Below are 21,153 nucleotides of genomic sequence, written 5' to 3'. Positions count from 1 at the left end.
TGCAACAGCCCGCGGCAATCCCAAAACCGCCGCTACGTGCGGGCGGCAAGCCATCGCATGGCTGCAGTCGCCGCAAGGGCGGCGCCCTGCGAAAGCACGCTTTCGTCGAACACGATACGGGGGCTATGGACCGGATGCGCGAAACCCTCCTCGGCCGAACCGGATCCCAGCACGAAGTAACATGTGGGAACCTCGTGCGATATCACGCTCATGTCGTCGGAGCCGGCAATCGGTTTTTCGAGCAGACTGACCTCGGCAACACCCTCCTCCTCTACGTAGCCGATCAGTTCTTCGGTCAGAGCGGGATCGTTGCATACGCTCGGAACTCCGCGGAGAAACCGCACCGTCGCCCTTCCCCCGAATCCCTCCGCCATGCTTTCGCACAGCTCGGATATGCGCTCTTTCATGCGGGATCGCGTGCTCTCCGATACCGTGCGCAGCGTGCCCAGCATGCAAACGGCGTCGGGAATGACGTTCGCAGCAGCGCCTCCGTGAATCGAACCGAACGTCAAAACGCACTGCTCGGTCGGATCGGTCTCTCGCGCAACGAGGTTCTCCAACGCAAGGAACACATGGGCGGCGATGTTGATGGGGTCTATGCCGTGCTGAGGCTGCGATCCATGGCAGCCTTTTCCGATGATCTGGATGTCGATATCGTCAACCGACGAAAACGCCGTGCCGAGCCGCGTGTAAACCCGACCCCGGGCATAGTCGACCGTCATCAGATGGAGGGCGGCAGCGGCTCCCACTGCGGGATTTTCCAAAACGCCTGCCGCTACCATCGCGCCGCTTCCCGTCGTCTCGTCGGGAGCAGTGCCTTCCTCATCGGGCTGGAAGACGAGCTTCACGCAGCCGCCAAGATCCGCCTCGTGATTCTTCAGCATCTGCGCGGCTCCCAAAAGCATTGCAGCATGGGCGTCGTGCCCGCACGCATGCATCCTGCCGTTGGTTGCAGCGAAAGGAACATCGGCCTCTTCCTTGAGGGGAAGCGCGTCCATATCGGCGCGCAACAGAAAACACGGGCCGGATGTATCGCCGACGAGGGCGACCAATCCGCTCGGAACGATCTCTTCGGGTTCGTACCCCATGTCGCGCAGTCGCTTCGCAACGTAAGCCGTCGTTTCGGGCAGATCGAATCCCAGCTCCGGGTGCTCGTGGAGCCAGCGGCGGTCAGCAACGATGTCTTCGCGAAGCGCTTCGGCTTCGCTGCGCAGATTCAGATGATTCATTTGCGCCACTTCCCTCGCGTTCATCGGTCACGACCTATTCTCGATCATGAACCCCGCAGGACGCAAGTTACAGGTCGGGTACAATAAGACAGGATCGAGAAAGGAATCCCATGTCCCGAAGCGAAGACCATAGCACGACGCGCCCGACCATCTTCGTCGACGCCGACGCCTGCCCGGTAACCGCGGAGGCGATCGCCGCCGCCCGCAAGCATTCGCTGCGTGCGGTTATTGCGGGAAACTCGACGCAGAACCTCACTCGCCACATTCGCCGCGCCGACCCGCGTGAGGAAACCGGCGGGTTCTGGGTCGATACGCTGCCCGTCGCCGTCGGTTCCGATTCCGCCGATTTCGCAATCGTCGAAGAACTTTCGCCGGGCGATATCGTGGTCACGCAGGATATCGGCCTTGCCGCCATGGCCCTCGGCCGAAAAGCGAAAGCCATCGGCGTCCGCGGAAGGGTCTTTTCGCTTGCAACCATCGATATGGATATGGAAATTCGCCACCAAGAAAAGAAAGTGCGCCGACAGGGAGGCAGGACAAAAGGACCGGCGACGTTCACCGAAGACGATCGCGCGATGTTCGCAGCCAACCTCGATCGGCTGATACGCGGGCAGATGGAATCCTAGCCAGCGCGACGCAGACAGCAGGATCGCCGCCCGTCAAGCCTTCGGCTGCTTTACGAACCCCTCTATGTTATTGAAAGCCTCCCCGAACGCGCTCGGCGCAATCACGAGACCGCCCTTCTCCTTCACGCTCTCGTAGATCAGATTCATGGTTCTCAGCTGCATCGCCTTATCATTTTGATCGTACACGGCGGCAGCTTCGACGAACATCTCTGAGATGTCTTTTTCTATCTCGGCCAGCAAAAGGCGCGCATTGCGCTCCCGCTCGGCCTGAGCCTCCTTCGACATGGCGTCCTGAAGCTCCTTCGGGATGGCGATATCCCTGATCTCAACCGATACCACCGTAATGCCCCACGTGCGTGTTTTCGCATCGAGGATTTCCTTGATTTCGTTGTCGAGCTGCTCGCGCCGTGTCGCCACCTCGGCAAGGTTGATGCGCCCGATTGCATCGCGCAGGGCGGTTTGCGCGGCCCACCAAATGGCCGAGGAGTAATCCTCGACCTCGACGCAGGCGTCTTTGGGATTCCAGACCAGCCAAAACAGCACCGCATCGATGTCAAGTGGAACGAGGTCGGCAGTAAGCGCCTCTTCCGCTGTGAACGGGGTGGTGATGATTCGCTGGTCGACATGGGCGGCGGCATGCTCCACGATCGGAATGAGCAGATAGAGTCCGGGGCCCGCGATGCGGTTGAACTTCCCGAGTCGCAGCACCACGACTCGTTCCCACTGCGGAGCGATGCGAATGCTCGATGCCAAGATGAACCCCACGACGATGGCCACAATGATGGCTGGCACCGACAAATTCCCCCAGAACGCAACGAGGACCGCCGCAAGCCCGATTAAGAAAATGGTCAGCGAGAACAAATACACCCCGTTGCGCGAAGTCTTCTTCCCCTTCGGCGCACTGCCTTTCATTGCAGAGCTTCGGGAGGCCCCCATCCCGTCTTCTCGCCTTCCGTTCCTATTGCGCATAGCTCACCCCTCCTGAGTTGCACGGGTACTGCTTCTGAATCAGATCCCTTTCGGACCTTCAAGCTTAACGATTTCGCTTCTCACGAGATCGATGATATCTTCAGGCTCCATTCCCTTGCCGAGGGCGTTCTCAACGAAATCGGCTGCAAGTGCTTCCATCTCCCCGTCATCGGGACAGTACTCAATCGAAGCAACATCAGAGACGAACGTCCCCTTTCCCCGCTTCGTGAAGATAAAGCCGTCTCGCTCAAGATCCTGGTACACCTTGTTGATGGTGTTGTAGTTGACGCCGAGGCGAACGGACAGATCGCGCACTGAAGGCAACCGTTCGTCAGTTTTATACTTCCCCGATGTAATGAGGTACACGATTCTCTTGCGAATCTGAATCCAGATGGGCACGACGCTGCGCTCGTCCACCTGGAACGTCCCCATCGCATCGCTTGCGACTTCCCTATCGATCGCCTCATCAATCATAAACACCATAGTATCATTAAACGAACTGGCATCATGTCATCTCTCATCATCCCCAAAAAGCAACCGCACTCATATCTACGGCGCTGTACCTTACGGCTGCAAGCAACAAGGCGTACCGCAGGCAAAGGCCCCCAACCGATACGCATCCAGCCCCGATCGCAAGCACGAACGGATCGGCCCCCCGAAGGTGCGCCGCCTCGAGCACCACAGGAGCGGCCATGCCAACCGCAACAACGCCAAGCCAGAGCAAACCAGCCTGCTCGCCGAACAAGAGCGCATAGGCGGAATCGGCCGCCTGGGAAGAAGAGCCGAAGGACAGCCACAGAAACGCACAGAGCGAAACCACTTCGACGGCTATCAGCGCAAGATCCATCCGCGCGCAATCCGCCATGCCCTCGAGAACGTCCTCGTGATCCCGAATGACGAACCCAAAGATCATCAGCAACGCCATGCCGGTAGAAAGCGCAGACGCAACGAACAGAACAGGGACGACGGGAGTGTGGAGAAACGGAACCGTCGGAAACGTCGAAAGGTATATGCCGGAGTACAGGATGACGCAACAAGCTGCCAACGTGGCAAGCCCGTGCAAAACAGCCTCCGCCACTCTCGAAACCGTGGTTTCGACCATGCCCCCCACCAACAACGCCGCAACCGAACATGCGCAAAACACCGCAATCGCCCACGAACCGATCGTCAGCAGGCTCGCCGAAGGCGTGAAAAACACCTGAAACGCCCTCTCCGGGGACCCCAGATCAGCCAGTAGGAAAACCGCACCCAAAACAACGACCGCCGGACCCAGTATGAGGCCCCCGTCGGTCACTGCGCCTATTCTCGCCAAACGCTCGCTATCGGAAAACCTCAAAGCGATATCGACGACGGCGCCGATAAGAAACGCACCGCCTCCCATCCCGGCGAGAAAGAGATACCATGCGATGAACGAATTGACCACGGCGCGACTCCACGAGCCGCTAAACGGCAAGCTCTAAAAGATAGGAGCGGTCGGACTCGAGAAAATCCTGCGTCAACTGCGCAACGCCCCGATAGAACGGCGTATGGGCCCGCTTTAGCACGTCGGCGCAAAGATCGGGCGCCCACGCAAGAAGATGATTGCTTAAAAACTCCTGCTGCTTTGCCAGGCAACGCCGCACTTCGCGTTCGTCGCCAGAGCGCAAAGCGTCGATCGCCTTCTGGCACATGTGCGCCATGAACGCGAACTCGAAAGCGATATGATCTTCGGGGAGCCTCAGATCCTTCGCCGCGGAGACGCCCTCTTCCCGGTAGCACCCAAGCACCTCGTCACGCGGCTCCTGCATGAGAATGTGCAGATCGCTCATGTATACCGATTCGTACGGAGCGACCGGCGACGGGCTCATACCGAGGAATATCCTTGCGTATTCGGAAGCCAGATCAACCCGCACGGCTTCCAGATCGGCTACAGCCAGCGAATCGATGAACGCCCCGAGCTCGCCTTCGAACTCGATCGGATCGCGCTTGAGGCCTTCGAGGAATTCCCCGCTCATCTCGTTGAGATACGCCGCCGACAAAAATTCGAAAACCGCTTTCCGCATGGCCGTATCGTCAAGAAGCTCGGCGCTCTCCTGCATTGCATATCGCATAATCGTTCTCCTCGTTCATTGATTCTCCGATCGGGTTTCGGCGGACGCGACGAATACCGACGGAACCGTATAGCCTTCCATCCGCCTGCCGCCTTTCTTAACGGCAAGCGCTTCCATGCTCTCGATGCTTCCGAAATGCAAAGCCTTCGTAGGGCAGGTATTCACGCAACGGGGTGCCTCGTCTCGCTTTCTCCCCAGGCTCAAGCACGCATCGCACTTGTCCATGACCTTCTTGTCTCCATAACGCGGAACGTCGAAGGGGCACGCCAGCGCACAGCTGCGGCATCCGATGCATTTCCGCTTGTCGACGACCACCAAACCGTCCTCGTTGCGTTTCGACAAAGCACCGACCGGGCAAACGCCTACGCAGGCGGGCTGCTCGCAATGCATGCACGAAAGCGACGTGAACAACCGCTTCACTCGGGGGAACACGCCCGTGCATTCCTCGTGCACCGTTCGGCGCATGAAGGTACCCGCCTTCATCCCGTGCCATTGCTGGCAGGAAACCTCGCAGGCGTAGCATTTTATGCATCGTGTCGAATCGACGAAAAACCCGTACTGGCTCACAATAATCCCGCCCCGCATCCATCGAACCGCTTCGACGGCACCTCGTCTAACCCCCTGAGCCGCCGTCGAGCGGTTTCGAGCAAACGATGTTCGTTGCATACATGATATCGCAGCCCGATGGCTAAAACACACGCAGGTCTCTCAACCTCGCGCAAAACAGCCTATGCGTAGGCAACGTACACGGAAGGAACGGTGCTTCCTTCGAGCCGGCTTCCGCCCTTCTTTGCGGCAAGCGCCGCCATGTCTTCCAGTTTGCCGAAGTGCAGGGCCTTGGTCGGACAGGTGTTCACGCAACGGGGCGCCTCATCGACCTCGCGGCTAAGCGACAAACAGCCATCGCACTTGTCCATGACGACTCCGCCGCCCTCGAGTTCGATGAACTCGGGAACGTCGAAGGGACACGCGGTCGCGCACGATTTGTCTCCCGTGCATTTGGCCTTGTCGACAACCACGAGACCGTCTTCCTCCCGTTTGGCGATCGCTCCCTGCGGGCAGGAGGCAACACAAAGAGGGCTTTCGCAGTGCATGCACGAAAGAGACATGAACGTACGCTTCACATCAGGAAACGTTCCGATGCACTCCTCCTGAACCTCCCTGCGGTGGACGGTGCCGGCTTTGATCCCATGCCATTGCTGGCAGGCGACTTCGCAGGCATAGCACTTGATGCAACGTGTCGTATCGACGAAGAATCCGTATTGTTCAGCCATCGTCTACCCCTCCCACTTGCTGATCTTAACCAAAGTCTGCTTGGCCATCGCGGAATGGAATGGATCGAAGTTGGTCATTGTCGCATCATAAAGGGCGTTGACCTCGCTGCCACCGTCAAGGCATCCATATCCAGGCTCATCGAGCTCTTGACAATCCTGCCACCAACCGCGTTTACCCATGATCACTTCGGGGGATACTCCCTCGAAGTACTCCACAACCATCTTGATCCATCCGTGCGGAGACTCGATCTTCATCCACTCGCCATCCTCGATGCCGTATTTCTTCGCAGTGGCTGGATTGATCTTCGCCCATGGTTTACGGTTCCGTTCTCGCATATAGGGCAAATTGGAGAAATAGCTGTGGACGCTCATGCGATGCGCATGCACATCGGAGAAGATCAGCGGGTATTCCGCTGCCAAATCCGGCGTTTCCGCTAAACCCTCGGGCGGGCCTTGGTATTCGGGCAGATACCCCAATTCGCCATCATCGCGATTGTTCGGTTTTCCCCCAAGAATCTCGTTGTAGCATTGGACTTTCCCATTTGGAAGCATGCTGAAGATCTGATCGTAGTTCTGATATGACGGCTCGGTAGGCGTCGCGCCATCGGTGCGCTCCACGAAAACATAGCCTTTTTCGCGCAGCTCCTCAAGGCTGATCCCTGTCGGCTCAAGCTGCTCTCGCAATGCCTGGTCAAAATCGCCATTCCAGAAATCCTCGCCGAATCCCATTTCAACCGCAAGATCACAGTAGAAGCGCCAGTCAGACCTTGATTCCCCTAACGGTTCCGCAAGCTTCTGTTCGATTCCGATGAAGGTGCCTTCGGGCATATTGCGCCCATCGATCTGGCAGCTGTCTTCGAACCTTGTGCACGCGGGAAGAACGTAGTCGGCGTAATCGCATGAGGGGTTCCAGAACGTATCCATCACGAAATAGAAATCAAGCTTCTTGAGGGCTTCGGCAATTTTCTGCGGCTGCCGAGTTTGAGAAAGCGGATTGGTAGCATGCGCGAACACGCTTTTCAAGGGATAGGGTTCCTCGGTCAAGACGCTCATGAGCGCACGGTACGTTGCAGACGAGGGCTCCCTGAACAAGCCGAGCGAAGACCATGTTTCAGGATCTTGATACCACCGAGGAAACTCGGGCGCAACCAATCTCGACCTACTTGGAGCCCATCCATTTTCGGTGTCCTCTTCATAAACAGGCAGCTTCTCGGGAAGAGTCGGAATCCAGTTCAACGACTCGATATCGATCAGAGGCGGGCCCACAAGAAGAGGGGCTCCGCCCCCACCAGGAACATCCAAGTTACCCGTAATAGCCTCGATAAGGTTTATGCAGATGCACAGCCAACTTCCATCATTCGCTTGATCCCCAGCACCGTTTCCATACTGAATGCCCATGGGCTTCGCAGTGCCCATCATTCGGGCGATCTTCTCAATTTGCTCTTCAGAAATACCCGTAATAGGAGAAGCCCACGAAGGAGGAAATTGCTTTACATGCTCGGCAAACTCTTCAAACCCATTGCACCAATTCTCGCAAAAATCATGATCGTACAGATCCTCGGTTACCAAAACGTTTAGCACGGCGAGAGCCAACGCCAAATCGGTCCCCGGACGAATCGGAACCCATTCGGCAGCATGCGATGCGAGAGGATCGAGCATTGGCCGGATATCGATGAATTCCAAGCCGTTCTCCATTGCGTCAAGCCGTTCTACGGGACGAGCATCCATAATATTGTTCACCGCGGAATTCTCACCGTTAACACCCCAACTGACCAAGAGCTTCGTCTTGTCCATTTGAAGCGGAGTAGTCGTCGTCGCTTTACCGATCGAAACGTGCTGGCTCGACATGATCTGCATCACGCAGATTGCACTGTGCAGATAGTTCGGACTACCGTATACATTCAAAAACCGTCTGCCCATTTGACCAACGAATTTGCATTCCTGAGGCGAGAGCGCAGCATACGATTCTGGACCGTATTTCTCACGGTTCTCAAGCAATTTCGATGCTATCGCCCCTAAGGCCTCCTCCCATGAACAGCGCTCAAACTTCCCTTCGCCCTTTTCGCCGGTTCGCTTCATCGGATACTCAAGACGGGCGGGATTGTAAAGCGTCTGCATCGCAGCGTTACCTTTAGCGCAGAGTGTCTTGCTGCCGTAGCCCCAATTATTGCCGGCCTCCGGATTCCCTTCAACATGAACCCATTTGCCGTCCTTCATGTAGTTCCTCGTGGCGCAAAACGTCTTGGCGGGACCGCACATATAGCACCACGAATGCTTGACTTCCAAAGAGTCAATATCGACAACCTCTGATTGAACTTGTCCTTCTTCTTGCTCCTCCATTGCCTTCGGTGCGCATCCGGTCGATAGCGCCAACGCCCCCAAAGCTGCAGCGGCGCCAAGAAATTTGCGCCTTGTCAGACCATGCTCCATGCCTCCTCCTCACACTCCTTGAAATAATTTGTGGAGACGAGCCACAATCCGGGCAAAAAGCGCCTCGAACCCATAGCTCAACCCCCTGAGCAGATTCGGCCGAATCATTGGTTTCATAGTATCATAGTCAACTATGTCACTCAATCAATTAAATTATTCTTTCTTGCGTATATAGCGCGAGAGGCGTTCTTTTCCCTGTTCGATCTGGGAAAATTCGAAAGCGCAGACAGCCAGAGCCCGGGCGCAAAATCGTTTTCGAAAAGCGGCGCGCCGGCTTTCAACAAGAAGCGTCATGAAGGGGAAAGCTCGCGCAATCGCTGCTCGAGCGAGCTTGCGCAATCGTCGGACAGCAGCCGGATCTTCTCTTCGCGCGTCAATCGCTTGAAACGATACTCCGCACTCATCGCGTCGTGCTTCGATGCGAACTCCGCGTTCGCGACGAGCGTAACCGGCAACCGCGATCGGGTGTACTTCGCTCCCCTGCCCGCATTATGGGCCGCAACGCGCCGTTCCACATCGACGGCATACCCGGTATACAGGGTTCCATCCGCGCATTCGAGCACGTACATGTAGTGACGCCCCGTCATCCTCTGCCCCCGGCGATCAATCGGATCCAGCTCCCGAATCCGTTCGCGGCTCGGGTAAATCGGATTCCATGAGCCTTCCGTAATACGATCCCCTCGTATACAGCGCAGCCGCAGGATTGTGCGCCAAAACGCGATCCTTCACCACCAGATAGGTAACCGGTGCTTCGGAGTGCTTGATGAACAGCGTATCATGCCCCACGCAAAGGCCGACGATAACGTTCAAATCGGTACCCGCCTCGTTGAGGATGCGCGCCTGGACGATCGGATTGCAGGTTGGTTCGAAGCAACCGGGATGCACCTTCGCATCGTTTGGAATACCCGCCTTTTCCTTGTCCATCCTTCCGACCTTGCACGCCACGGCGCATACATCGTCGAACCCCTTCGCCCGAAGAATCTTCGCGAACGCCTGCGTCTCGTCGAGCAGCCCCGTGCAGGTGGCAACCCCTATCCTGCGAGCCCCGATGCGACGGGCGAACACTATGACCTCCTCAACGCGCGTCAACCTTCCGTAGTAGAGGCCCTCGACCTCTGCAGCCGCCCGAAAGATGCGCATCGTTTCGGGATCGTCGCGGTACAGCGATGCAGCTTCGGCAAACGTTTCATCGGAAGTGCGCGTCGTCATGCAGAACTCCGGAAACGGCCTCTCTGCGCCATCGGGGTCGCATGCCGAGACCGCACAGTTTGCGCAGCTTCGAACGTCCCTTTGCCCCTGTCCCATTCCAGCCTCCTCTCGACAACACCGATACTAGCACAGCATGGCCGAAAAGAAGCCGCCGAACGCTACCGTGAAGCAGACATTTCGCTCACCCGCTCCACCATCGCCTCGAACGGCAGCGCGGGCGCATACAGGTATCCCTGAAAATACGAGCAACCGAGCGCCACGAGGCGATCGCGCTGCTCCTCGGTCTCGACGTATTCCGCGAGGACGGTAAAGCCGAGCTGCTCCGACAAGCGCGTGATCGAAGACACGATCTCGGCGTACCGTTGGTTTTCCATCACACCTTTCGCAATCGTCCCATCGAGCTTCACGATCGAAAAGACGCTCGTTTCCAGATACTGAAACGAGGTTCGTCCCATCGAAAAATCATCGATGGCAAGCGGGATTCCCGCATCGGCGATGCGCTTGAGCAGATCAGACGCCCCCTCATCCCATCTGAGAGCCTCACGCTCCGTCGCTTCGACGACAACGCGGCCCGCACTCAGCCCGCGCGCCCGCACCGCCGCAATGAGGAAGTCGACGGACGCTTCGTCTTGCAACATGCGAGCCGTCGCGTTCACGCTTATCGAAAAACCAGCGGGCATCGCCTGCTTCGCCGCACGCGATTCGACGACAGCGGCATCGTCGAGCGCCCGATCGAACACAGCCCGTTCGAGATCAGGGAGCAATCCCGCCTCCTGTGCAAGCTCTATGGTAAGCGGGGGGTAAATCGCACCGTACACTGGGTGCTCGAAGCGAAGCAGCGCTTCGGCGCCGATCGGTCGGCCGTCTACGTCGAACTGAGGCTGATAGTGCAGGCGAAGCGTTCGATCCTCGACTGCAAGGCGTATGTCTTCGGCAAGAGAGCGGGCTACAGCCCCCAGGGCTCCCGGAGCCGCAGTGAGATTCACTTCGCGCTGCGCCTTCTCGGCATCTTCGAACAGCTTCAACAGGCTTCGGTACTCGATGCAGTCGCGCTCGTTGGCAAGCCGCTCGTAACGACGCAGGAACGGAAGGTAGATGACTGCACCGACGATGAGATTCACCAGCTGCAATGCAGCCCCCGCGACAGACCCCGTCGCCACATACCCGCCGACGATCGGCGGGGTCGTCCACGAAACGTCGACGACAGTCGGCGGCACGATCCCGATGGCCATAGCTCCGTAAGCGATGATCATGTTTACCAACGGAACGATGATGAAAGGGATGAACAGCGCGGGGTTCCACACAACCGGCAACCCGAACATCATTATCTCGCTGATATTGAACACCATGGGCACGGTTGCAAACGCCGAGAGCCGCCGAACGTTGCGCCTTTTCCCGAACAGAAGGATGGCTGCGAGCAGCGAGAGCAGCGCCCCGGCACCACCGATTGAAGCGAACACGTCGAAGAAGGTCTTGGTCACGATTTGCACCGGTTCGGCCCCGGCTGCCATCGCAGCGGCGTTCGCGGCGGTCCCCGGCACGAAGATGCTCTGGGCGACGCCATCGAGCATATTGCCGCCGTGAATGCCGAAGAACCACATGACGTTGTTCATGAGCAGATAGAGAAGGCCGCTTGCACAAGTGGGCTCCGCCAGAGGAAAAAGCGCGCTGATTCCAAGGAAGAACAACTCCTCGACGCTATCGGCACCGAAGCACCGCGTGAGCGCCGTTGCCGCAACGGCGAAGACCGCGATCACCGTCGCGATGGGGACGAGACCCGCCACCGCCTGGTTAAAAACGCCATCGATGCTATCTCCCCGCAGGCGCTTTTTCTTCCCGAAGCGAACCAGCCGGCAATACAGCATCGAAGAGAGCAGCCCGCACACGATGGCTATGAACAGAGAGCGCGTGCTCAGCACCGTCTGATCGAACCCCTCCCCACCGAAGCCGACGAACATGAGGTACGCGGCAAGAGCGGCAAACGGGGCTCCCTGCGTGAAGAACGACCCGTGTTTATCGGCGTACGAATCCGCATACCTCAAAGATACCGCTACCGAGACGTAAAGAGAGAAGATGCCCATGGTTGCCGCGTACGCCGTGTTGAACATGCCCCGCAGCCACGGCGTGGCATCGAGGAACTCTCGATAGGGCTCGATCGGCACGTTCAGGAAAACGAGGCAGAACGATCCGACGAGCAGCACCGGGATCGTCAGAATGAGCCCCTGCCGTATGGCCTGAAACGCCATGACGTCTTCCAAGCGTGCAAACCACGCATCGATCCTGTCGAACATTCCCGGCCCAACTCCCTCTTCGAAGAGATGCGAAAACCCATCGGTCCATTGTACCCTTAACCGATGGGTTTCACGATGCGTCTTGGTCATATACGACCGCGACGATCAATCGAGCTTCGCGCATCGCAGCACCCCGCTTCGCGCAGCCGCCGAAGCGCTTGGAGCAATCCGACTGCTCGGCGCGCCAAGCTCCGCCGAACGGCGTTGCGGGAACCTACAGCCTGCGAAAGCGCGCGTATCGCTCTTCGAGCATCTGGGAGACGGGCACTCTATCGAGCTCTTCGAGCGCTCGAACGACGTAGCCGCGCACGAAAGCGGCGGCAACCTCGGGGTTTTCGTGCGCCGGACCCTCGCCTTCCGGAAGCACGTCGTCAACGATGCCCATATCGTAGACCTCGCGGGCGCTCATCTTCATGACGGCAGCCGCCTCGGGAGCTCGCGATCGGTCCTTCCACAGGATCGAGGCAAAGCCCTCGGGAGAGAGCACCGAGTACACCGCATGCTCCTGCATGGCCACCCGGTCGGCGAGCGCAAGCGCGAGCGCGCCTCCGCTGCCGCCTTCACCGACGAGCACGCTCACGATGGGAACGCGCAGCCCCGCCATCGCGATCAAGTTGTCGGCAATGGCGTTGCCAGCGCCGCGCTGCTCGGCTTCGGTTCCGCAAAACGCCCCTTGCGTATCGACGATGCACACGACCGGTCGGCCGAATTTCTCTGCCTGCTTCATCAGGCGCAGGCTTTTGCGGTACCCCTCGGGCTGAGGGCATCCGAAATTGCGCGCAAGCCGCTCCTTGAGATCGGCCCCTTTCTCCTGCACGATCACCGTTACCGGATGAGAGCCTATCCAGCCGATGCCCGCCACGACCGCCCCGTCATCGGCAAACGAACGATCGCCGTGCAGCTCTATGAACCCGTCGACGAATTCCCGAACGTAGGCCATGGCGGTCGGCCGCCTGGTATTGCGAGCAAGCTGCACGCTTTCCCAAGCATCGTTGGACGCGTCGACGCGCGCCGCATCGCCGCGTTTCCGCGCCCGGTCGGCCAGGCCGACACCGCGCTTCTCATCCGATTCGGAGGAACCGTCGGCCTCGTCGTCGAGCAATATGCCGTCTTCGGCGTAGAACCCGCCCCTCAAAAGAGCTTCCAAACGTCTTTCGGAAGCGCGCTGCTTCTTCGATTTGCCGAACAGCGACGGACGCGCCTGCTTCGGCTTCGTCGTCATGAACCGCTGCGATGCAACGGAAAAAGCCCGCTTGAGCTGAGGGAACATGCCGTACGTGACAGTGTTGTACGTACCGCCCTCCCCCGATAGGTTCTCGCTGACCGCCGCATAGCTCAGCGATACGCCGTCTTCGAGCATGCAATGCTTCGAAGTCGCTTCATGGATTGCCATGATATGGGCGAGCTTCTCGCGCAGCTCCTCGCGTGGCACTATCGCGTCGATAAGGCCGTGTTCCAAGGCGAATTCGGCGCTCTGGAACCCTTCGGGCAACTCCTGCTTGATCGTATCGCGGATAACGCGCTGGCCCGCGAACCCTATGAGAGCATGCGGTTCCGCCAGTATGATGTCGCCTTGCATGGCAAACGACGCGGTCACACCGCCCGTTGTCGGATCGGTAAGCACCGATACGTACAGAAGGCCCGCTTGCGCATGGGCGGAAAGCGCACACGACACCTTCGCCATCTGCATGAGGGAAACCAAACCCTCCTGCATGCGGGCTCCACCCGATGCGGTAAAGATGACGAGCGGCAGGTGCTCTTCGGTTGCGCGCTCGACCGTTCGGGCGATCTTCTCTCCCACGACCGATCCCATCGAGCCCATGAAGAACCGCGAGTCCATGATCGCGAGCGCAAAGCGCATGCCCGCGATGGTTCCCGCGCCGCATCGAACCGCTTCGTCAAGTCCCGTCTCTTCGCACGTCGTCTCGATCTTATCGAGATATCCGGGAAACCCGAGCGGGTCAGCCTGCGGCAAACCGCGATCCCACTCCACGAAGCTGCCCGCATCGAGCAGATCGCAGATGCGCTCGGACGAGGACATGCGGTACATGCCGCCGCAACCGGGGCACCGGAAGTGGCCTGCGGCAAGCGTTGCCACATCGAACATGAGCCCGCAGCTCGGGCACTTGCGCCATGCCGCCTCGCGAACGACGGGGGTACCTTGGCAAACGAGCCAGCCGCTCTGGGGAGTCGACGAAGCGATGGCGCGAAACACCTTCACGCCTTTCGCCTCGGACAGCCCGCAAAAATGGCGGTCGCAGCCAAGATCCTCGTCAAGGGCCAGCACCGCCTGGGCCCCACACGATTCGCATGCGGTCAGAAGCGCGTAGCTGTTCGAGAATACCGCTTCGGAAAACTCCTCGGATACCTTAACGGCCCCTGCGGCAATGCGCACGTATGCCGCCTGGCGATCGCACTCGGCGTAGATCGCGTACGCATCGATACCCGCATCCGAACAGGCGCGAATCGTTCGCTTCGCATCTTCGCCGTAGCCCGCAACGAGCACGCGGGGCTTTGCGATGCCTTCGGCGGCGCCCTTCGCGCACCTTCCATCGAGTTCGCGCGCAATGGTTTCCAGGCTGTACGCGATCTCAACCGAACCGAGCGCTCCGACGTTCGTGCCGTTGGCGGCAAGCAGCTCTTCGGTCGAAACGCCTTGAACCCATTCGGGCTTGGTTCCCTGATGAGGGATCGTGATGTAGTTCTGACGTTTCCGTCTTCCCACGGTTTACTCCTTTTTACGCCGCACTCGGCGCCGTATCGAGCACATATTTCTGCGTGGCGCTCGCGCAGAGCGCACCGCCCACGCTCGCCTCGACTTCCGCAACGCACATGCGCGACGATGATTTAACGATGCGCGCGTCAAGGCGGACGGTGTCGCCGGGAAGCACCTGACGGCGGAACTTCGCCTTGTCGATTCCCGTCAAAAACCCGACCGACCCCTCGGCCCCCCGCTCAACCAGCACGCAAAACGATGCGGCTTGAGCGAGCGCTTCCATGATGATAACGCCCGGCAAAACGGGGTGGTTGGGAAAATGCCCTTTGAAAAGAGGCAGGTCCTCGGTCACTTCGAGCTCGGCTGTAATCGATTCACCCGGGGAGCACGACAAAACGCGCGACACCCAGACGAATGGATCGCGATGAGGCAGCACCGATTCGATGACGGCCTTGCCGCACGGATAAGAGATATCGTCCATTGCGAGTTTTCCTTTCCTTTTCGGATTCGGCCTAGCCGCGGTACGGCGAAATCGCGAGAACGCCGTTATGCCCGCCGAATCCAAGCGAGTTCGACAAAGCGACCTTTTGCGGATAATCGCGAAGGGGCTCGGTCAGCACGCGCACCGGGCAATCGGGATCGGCCTCGGCAAAACCCGTCGTAGCCGGGACAACGCCTTCGGAAACCGAGCGTGCGCATACGATGGCCTCGACGGCTCCCGCGCCTCCGAGCATATGGCCCGTCACGCCCTTCACCGACACGACAGGAACGCTGCAGCCCTCGCCGCAAAGCCCTCTCAGCGCGACCGACTCGGCCTTGTCGTTAGCGGGCGTCGATGTGCCGTGCGCATTCAGATGCCCGATGTCTTCGGGCTTGAACCCGCCCTCGTCAAGAGCCATGCGCATCGCGCGCATGAGTCCGTCTCCGTCGGGCTCCGGCGCCGTCATGTGGTAGGCGTCCCCCGTCGTCCCGTAGCCCGTGATCTCGGCGAGAACGTTCGCGTTGCGGGCAAGCGCATGCTCGAGCGATTCGAGTACGATCGCTCCGGCGCCTTCGCCGGCGACGAACCCGCTCCTGCGAATATCGAACGGCATGGACGCCTGCGCAGGATCGGCCGACTTGGTCAATGCGCCGAGGTTTCCGAATCCGGCCAGGGAAACCGGGGTAACACTCTCTTCAGCGCCGCCGGCCAGCGCGGCGTCAAGATAGCCGTGCTTGATGCTGCGATACGCCGTTCCGATGCAATGGGTGCCGGTTGCGCATGCGGTCACCACGTTGGTGCATTCGCCTTTGAAGCCGAAGCGGATCGAAAGGGTACCCGCCGCCATGTTCGAGATAACCGTCGGGATGAACAGGGGGATGACGCGCTTCGGCCCCTTGGTGTTGAGCGTGACGCTTGCCTGCTCGAACGCCTCGAGTCCGCCGATGCCCGATCCGAACACGCATCCGATGCGCGTCGCGTCTTCGGATTCCATGCTGAGGCCCGCTTCGGACATCGCCTCATCGGAAGCGATGATCGCATACTGCACGAATCGGGCAAGGCGATGCGCTTCCTTCTTCGTAAGGCCGAGCTCGATCGGATCGTAGTCGGGTATCTCCCCGGCGATCTTCACCTCGAAGGGATCGCTGTCGAATCGCGTGATGGGGCCGATGCAGCATCGTTTTCCCATAACGGCATCCCACAGCGCCTTCGCTCCAACGCCAGCTGGGGAGATCGCTCCCGTACCCGTAACAACGACGCGATGGCTCCCATCGGGTTTGCGCGTATCTGCGCCATCGATAATGGTCATAAGGACATACCTCCGTCAACTCCGATAACCTGTCCCGTGATGTATCCCGCTTGCTCGCTTGCCAGAAAAGCGACCAGCGAGGCAACGTCGTCGGGCGAGCCGAACCGCTTCGCCGCAATGCGATCGAGAATCGCGGCCTGCTGCTTTTCGGAAAGCGCATCGGTCATATCGGTCTCGATGAATCCGGGGGCCACGACGTTCACCGTGATGTTTCGCCCCGCAAGCTCCTTTGCAAGAGACTTCGCAAGCCCCACAAGCCCGGCCTTCGATGCCGCGTAGTTCGCCTGGCCGGGGTTTCCGGCAAGGCCGACGACGCTTCCCATGCATATCATCCTGCCAAAGCGCTGCTTCATCATGTAGCCCGTCGCTGCTTTGCAGCAGTTGAACGCCCCTTTGAGATTTACAGAGATCACTGCATCGAAGTCGTCTTCCTTCATGCGGGCGGCAAGGCCGTCGCGCGTGATCCCTGCGTTGTTCACAAGCACGTCGAGTCGGCCGAACGCTTCTTGGGCGGCATCGACGAGGCATTTCGCCTCATCGGCGGATGCGACGTTTGCCTTGACGGCTATCGCGGACACCCCGTAGGCATCGCGCAAAAACGCAGCGGTGTCCTGCGCTGCGCCGGCGCTCGACTCCGAGGCATGATTCATGCATACGTCCATTCCCGACCGGGCGAGCGCGCAGGCGATCGCACGCCCGATCCCCCGGCTTGAGCCCGTCACCACTGCAGCTCGTCGTATTCCGGCATCCGCCGATGCGGCGCCTTCGCTATATGTTTGCATTGCAATCCTTTTCAGAGTCAGCGCTTTCACGCAGCGCGTCCGACACCGTCGCGCCCATCCCATAGCGGGCACATGCCGCCTCGAAGTCGCCTCGATCCTGCACGATCGATCGGGCGAGGCTTTTGTCGATGCGTTTGACAAGTCCGACGAGCACGCCCCCGAAGCCGGTTTCGACGAAATCGGTCGCACCCGCTTGCTCCAAGAACGAGACGCTTCGATCGAACCGAACGGGCTCGACCAAATGGCGAGCCAGATGCTCTGCGGCATCGGCGGCGCAAAGGGGGCGGGCATCTACGTTGCATATCAGGGGGATGCGCGGCTCGTCGAACGGAACGGTGGCGAGATACGACGAAAGCGCATCCGAGGCCTCTTGCATCAACGGGCTGTGAAAGCCGCCCTCGGTGGCGAGCATCGCCGAGCGCTTCTTGCGGGCGCCCCACGCCTCTCGCGCGCGTCCGACCGCATCGCTTGTGCCCGACACGACGATTTGACCGGGACAGTTGCAGTTTGCAATCACGAGCACATCGCCTTCGGCGCACTCCTCGCACAGCTGCCGAACCGTTTCCTCGTCGGCGCCGAGCAGCGCGCACATGGAACCCGGATGGGATGCGGCGGCTTCGCTCATGAGCTCTGCGCGACGCGCTGCAAGCGCAAACGTCTCGCCGAGCCCGAGCATGCCCGAAACCGCCAATGCGCCGATCTGCCCGAGTGAAAAACCGAGCACGGCGCTCGGCTGAACGCCCTTTGCCATGAGCGCACGGGCGATGCCCACCGACAGGGCGGCTATCGAAGCTTGGGCGCACAGGGTTCGCGAAAGATCCTCCTGCGTGCCCTCGGCAACGGCTCGCGCGACATCGAACCCGAACGAGTCGGACGCGCAATCGAACGTTTCCCGCACTTCGGGCAAGCCCATCAGGTCTGCCCCCATGCCGACAGCTTGCGATCCTTGCCCCGAGAGCATGAAAACCGGCTCGGCGGGGTTTACGGCAAAATCCACTACGCGCCCCTTCGCACCCGTGCGCGCTCGGCGCTGCATTCGGCCATTTCCGCAAGCGTGCGCCCGCCGATCTCTTCCGCTTCGCGTACCAGATCGGCAACCGCCTCGCGCGCGGTCTTCCGCTCGCGGACGATGCCCGCAGATTGGCCCGCCATCATCGAGCCTCCGTCGGTATCGCCTTCCACCGCTCGCCTGAGCGAGCCGGCGTACAGAGCCTCAAGTTCGGCGGCATCGGCAGAAGGATCGCCCTCGAGCAGCCTCACCTTGCGCGAGAACGCATTCTTCAGCCCGCGTACGGGATGACCGCCCGCGCGACCCGTCACGATGGTATCGGAGTCCTTGGCAGCCACGACGCGTTCTTTGTACGCATCGCAGATCGTGCACTCGTCAACCGTAAGAAACCTCGTTCCCACTTGCACGGCTTCCGCTCCGAGAGCGAACGCCGCAGCCATGCCGCGACCATCTGCGATCCCACCCGCAGCGATAACGGGGATCGAAACGGCATCGCACACGGCGGGAACAAGCGCCATGGTGGTGAGCTCGCCGATATGACCGCCCGCCTCGCAGCCCTCTGCGACAACCGCATCGGCGCCGCAACGCTCCATCCGGGCCGCAAGGGCGCTCGATGCAACGACGGGTACGACCTTGCATCCGGCTTCCTTCCACATCTCGATGTAGGCCGAAGGGCTGCCGGCGCCCGTCGTGATCACGTCGATGCGCAAATCGGCGAGCAGTTTGGCGATCTTTGCCGCATCGGGGTTCATGAGCATGACGTTTACGCCGATGGGCTTATCGGTTGCAGCGCGCGCAAGGCGCACCTGCTCCTCGATCCAGGAAAGGGGGGCGGCTCCCGCTGCGATGATGCCAAGGCCTCCCGCTTCGCTGACCGCTCCGGCAAGGCTTGCATTGGCAACCCATGCCATCGCTCCCTGGATTACGGGATACTCGATTCCCAAAAGCTCGGTTACCCGCGTCTTCATGGGCTTCCCCTTATTTGAGGGAGTCGATGTGCTCAACGAGCTGACCGATGGTCGCAATGCCCTCGGGCTCCCCGAACTCAATGTCGCACTTCTCTTCGATATCGCAGATGAGCTCCACCATATCGAGGGAATCGATTCCAAGGGAATCGAGCGTCGCCTCTTCGGTAACCTGCTCGCCCTCGATGTCGAGGTTTTCGGAGAGCACTTCTTTTACGGTATCCAGCGTTGCCATAACGGTTCCTTTCTCTTTGCCGCTTCCGCGTTTGCGGGCGGCTCCTTTTCCTTGGCGCAAAATAGTTTGATAATCTAAGTTTTTACCGAGAACAATACTACGACTCGCATTCGTTCAAGCAAGGGGTTCCATGATTTCTGCAGACGTTGCGGTTAAGCCTGTTCGTCGAAGAAGGACTTCACGCGAACGAGAGCATGGGCGAACACGCGCTCCTCTTCCTCGTTGAGCCCGGCCAGCGCTTCGTTGATCATCTTCTTGTGGAAAAGCCCATGCGCACGGTACACCTGCTTTCCCCGCTTGGTCAGCGAGATAAGCACCTTGCGCCGATCGTCTTCGCACCGCGTTCTCGAGATGAAGCCCTTCTCTACAAGCTTGTTCACCGCCGTCGTGAGCGTGGCGAGCGTTACGCCAAGGCGTCCGGCTACCACGTTCATAGGGTTGGCCTCATGCAGGCCCACGGCCACTATCGTATGGATTTCGGTGATGGTCAAACCTTCGGTGAGCTTGTTCTGCAGAGACTTCTCTTCGGTCCTCAGCACCGAGTTGAACGTGCTCGACAAAAGCTCGTCGAGCTCCGCACGACGCCTGATCGCGGCGCTTCCGAGCGGCTGCTGTGTCTGTTCGGATTGTTCGTTTGTCTCGGCCATGGCTCCCGTCCGTTCGATTCGGTACCATTTTACCCGTTTAGCGGCGATACGGCCATGCCGATTACGCCGATGCCCGCATGGGTCGCAACCGTAGCGCCGCATGCATCGATGCCGGAAACCTCGAACTCGATCCCCTCGGCTTCAAGCGCCTTGATGAGCTTTTCGATTTCCGCGCCGTTGCGCGCGTGCATGAACCGCAACCTGAGCGCTCCGCTTTCTTCGGCATGGGAAGCCGCAACTTCGACCAGGCGCTTGATGATGCCCTTCGAGCCTTTAACCTTGTCGAAATTCACAAGACGGCCCTCGTCGTTCAAAGCGAACACGAGCTTGATGTTGAGCATCGCCGCGCCCTGCGCTTGCTCTTCGGTGATGCGGCCGCCCTTCACGAGGTTGTCGGTCGAATCGGGCGCAAGGTAGAGCCGCGTTTTCGCTGCGGCTTCTTCAACGGCGGAAACGATCTCGTCGAAGGAAGATCCCGCGTCGCGCATACGGCACGCCCGCTCCACAAGCAGTCCGAGGCTCGATGTCGCGTTCTTGGAGTCGATCGCCGCAACGGGGATATCGACGCGGTCTGCCGCCATGCTGGCGGACGAAAGCGTTCCCGACAGCACGGGTGCGATATGCAGCGAAACGACGGCATCGTAGCCTTCTTCCGCAAGCCGTTCGTACACGGCAATGAAATCGCCTGGCGAAGGCTGCGAAGTCATAGGGATCTCAGCCGCCGCCTCCATGCGGTCGTAAAGCTCTTCGGATGGAAGCTCAACCTGGTCAAGCAACGATTCTCCGCCAACCTGGATCTTGAGCGGAACCATGACGACGTTGTTCTGCTCGTACTCTTCGGGCGACCAATCGCAGGTCGAATCGGTTACGATGGCTATTCTCATATGCAAA

Annotated in this window: 21 protein-coding genes; 1 reads left to right on the top strand and 20 read right to left on the bottom strand. The window is 59.6% G+C overall.

Annotation, left to right across the window (positions count from 1 at the left end; genetic code table 11):
- Positions 1-32: 32 nt before the first annotated feature.
- A complete protein-coding gene (locus tag C1719_RS06865; protein WP_102375966.1) occupies positions 33-1,229 on the bottom strand; it encodes a M20 metallopeptidase family protein in 1,197 nt (398 codons plus the stop codon).
- Positions 1,230-1,339: 110 nt separating this feature from the next.
- On the opposite strand from C1719_RS06865, the gene C1719_RS06860 reads away from it, so the two are divergent.
- Positions 1,340-1,855 (top strand): YaiI/YqxD family protein, encoded by a 516-nt coding sequence (locus C1719_RS06860; RefSeq protein ID WP_102374427.1) that lies wholly within the window; start codon positions 1,340-1,342, stop codon positions 1,853-1,855.
- Positions 1,856-1,888: 33 nt separating this feature from the next.
- On the opposite strand, the gene C1719_RS06855 is transcribed toward C1719_RS06860, so the two are convergent.
- The 19 genes from C1719_RS06855 to C1719_RS06765 form a co-directional block, all read right to left on the bottom strand.
- Positions 1,889-2,824: a slipin family protein gene (locus C1719_RS06855; protein ID WP_102374426.1), complete on the bottom strand. Its 936-nt coding sequence runs from the start codon at positions 2,822-2,824 to the stop codon at positions 1,889-1,891.
- Between the two features lie 39 nt (positions 2,825-2,863).
- A complete protein-coding gene (locus C1719_RS06850; RefSeq protein ID WP_245874409.1) occupies positions 2,864-3,307 on the bottom strand; it encodes a GntR family transcriptional regulator in 444 nt (147 codons plus the stop codon).
- A gap of 37 nt (positions 3,308-3,344) precedes the next feature.
- Positions 3,345-4,247, bottom strand: a complete 903-nt coding sequence (gene nrfD / locus C1719_RS06845; RefSeq protein WP_102374425.1) for an NrfD/PsrC family molybdoenzyme membrane anchor subunit — start codon at positions 4,245-4,247, stop codon at positions 3,345-3,347.
- 19 nt (positions 4,248-4,266) lie between these two features.
- Positions 4,267-4,914: a TorD/DmsD family molecular chaperone gene (locus C1719_RS06840; protein WP_102374424.1), complete on the bottom strand. Its 648-nt coding sequence runs from the start codon at positions 4,912-4,914 to the stop codon at positions 4,267-4,269.
- Positions 4,915-4,929: 15 nt separating this feature from the next.
- Positions 4,930-5,379, bottom strand: a complete 450-nt coding sequence (locus C1719_RS06835) for a 4Fe-4S dicluster domain-containing protein (protein ID WP_245874407.1) — start codon at positions 5,377-5,379, stop codon at positions 4,930-4,932.
- A 263-nt stretch (positions 5,380-5,642) separates the two neighbouring features.
- The gene (locus C1719_RS06830; RefSeq protein ID WP_102374422.1) at positions 5,643-6,188 is read right to left on the bottom strand and encodes a 4Fe-4S dicluster domain-containing protein; all 546 of its coding nucleotides are present in this window, start codon (positions 6,186-6,188) and stop codon (positions 5,643-5,645) included.
- A 3-nt stretch (positions 6,189-6,191) separates the two neighbouring features.
- Complete coding sequence (locus tag C1719_RS06825; protein WP_146007863.1) at positions 6,192-8,618, bottom strand: molybdopterin-containing oxidoreductase family protein; 2,427 nt, start codon at positions 8,616-8,618, stop codon at positions 6,192-6,194.
- Between the two features lie 290 nt (positions 8,619-8,908).
- Positions 8,909-9,205: a GIY-YIG nuclease family protein gene (locus tag C1719_RS06820; protein WP_102374421.1), complete on the bottom strand. Its 297-nt coding sequence runs from the start codon at positions 9,203-9,205 to the stop codon at positions 8,909-8,911.
- A gap of 16 nt (positions 9,206-9,221) precedes the next feature.
- On the bottom strand, positions 9,222-9,923 hold the full coding sequence (locus C1719_RS06815) for a DUF1847 domain-containing protein (RefSeq protein WP_102374420.1): 702 nt from the start codon (positions 9,921-9,923) through the stop codon (positions 9,222-9,224).
- Between the two features lie 62 nt (positions 9,924-9,985).
- Positions 9,986-12,118, bottom strand: coding sequence for a PTS sugar transporter subunit IIC/EAL domain-containing protein (locus C1719_RS06810; protein ID WP_180963511.1), 2,133 nt, complete (start codon positions 12,116-12,118; stop codon positions 9,986-9,988).
- Positions 12,119-12,332: 214 nt separating this feature from the next.
- Positions 12,333-14,843: an acetyl-CoA carboxylase, carboxyltransferase subunit beta gene (gene accD, locus C1719_RS06805; protein WP_102374418.1), complete on the bottom strand. Its 2,511-nt coding sequence runs from the start codon at positions 14,841-14,843 to the stop codon at positions 12,333-12,335.
- Positions 14,844-14,856: 13 nt separating this feature from the next.
- Positions 14,857-15,315 (bottom strand): 3-hydroxyacyl-ACP dehydratase FabZ, encoded by a 459-nt coding sequence (fabZ, locus tag C1719_RS06800; RefSeq protein ID WP_102374417.1) that lies wholly within the window; start codon positions 15,313-15,315, stop codon positions 14,857-14,859.
- Positions 15,316-15,346: 31 nt separating this feature from the next.
- A complete protein-coding gene (fabF, locus tag C1719_RS06795; protein ID WP_102374416.1) occupies positions 15,347-16,624 on the bottom strand; it encodes a beta-ketoacyl-ACP synthase II in 1,278 nt (425 codons plus the stop codon).
- Positions 16,621-17,406 (bottom strand): 3-oxoacyl-[acyl-carrier-protein] reductase, encoded by a 786-nt coding sequence (gene fabG, locus C1719_RS06790; RefSeq protein ID WP_102374415.1) that lies wholly within the window; start codon positions 17,404-17,406, stop codon positions 16,621-16,623. Before fabG ends, fabF begins: the two co-directional genes overlap by 4 nt.
- Entirely contained in the window at positions 17,393-18,403 is a 1,011-nt protein-coding gene (locus C1719_RS06785; RefSeq protein WP_245874406.1) for an ACP S-malonyltransferase, read from the bottom strand. Before C1719_RS06785 ends, fabG begins: the two co-directional genes overlap by 14 nt.
- Positions 18,403-19,383 carry a nitronate monooxygenase gene (locus tag C1719_RS06780; RefSeq protein ID WP_102374414.1) on the bottom strand — a complete coding sequence of 327 codons (981 nt, stop codon included), beginning with the start codon at positions 19,381-19,383 and terminating at the stop codon, positions 18,403-18,405. The genes C1719_RS06785 and C1719_RS06780 overlap by 1 nt, the downstream gene beginning before the upstream one ends.
- 10 nt (positions 19,384-19,393) lie before the next feature.
- On the bottom strand, positions 19,394-19,615 hold the full coding sequence (locus C1719_RS06775) for an acyl carrier protein (RefSeq protein ID WP_102374413.1): 222 nt from the start codon (positions 19,613-19,615) through the stop codon (positions 19,394-19,396).
- 152 nt (positions 19,616-19,767) lie between these two features.
- Positions 19,768-20,262, bottom strand: a complete 495-nt coding sequence (locus C1719_RS06770; RefSeq protein WP_102374412.1) for a MarR family winged helix-turn-helix transcriptional regulator — start codon at positions 20,260-20,262, stop codon at positions 19,768-19,770.
- 29 nt (positions 20,263-20,291) lie between these two features.
- Entirely contained in the window at positions 20,292-21,146 is an 855-nt protein-coding gene (locus C1719_RS06765) for a DegV family protein (protein WP_102374411.1), read from the bottom strand.
- Positions 21,147-21,153: the final 7 nt, after the last annotated feature.

Origin of the sequence: Raoultibacter massiliensis, assembly GCF_900199545.1 — a bacterium.
GTDB lineage: Bacteria > Actinomycetota > Coriobacteriia > Coriobacteriales > Eggerthellaceae > Raoultibacter > Raoultibacter massiliensis.
The sequence above is the reverse complement of the archived record's forward strand: the minus strand, read 5'-3'. Positions and strand labels throughout refer to the sequence as shown.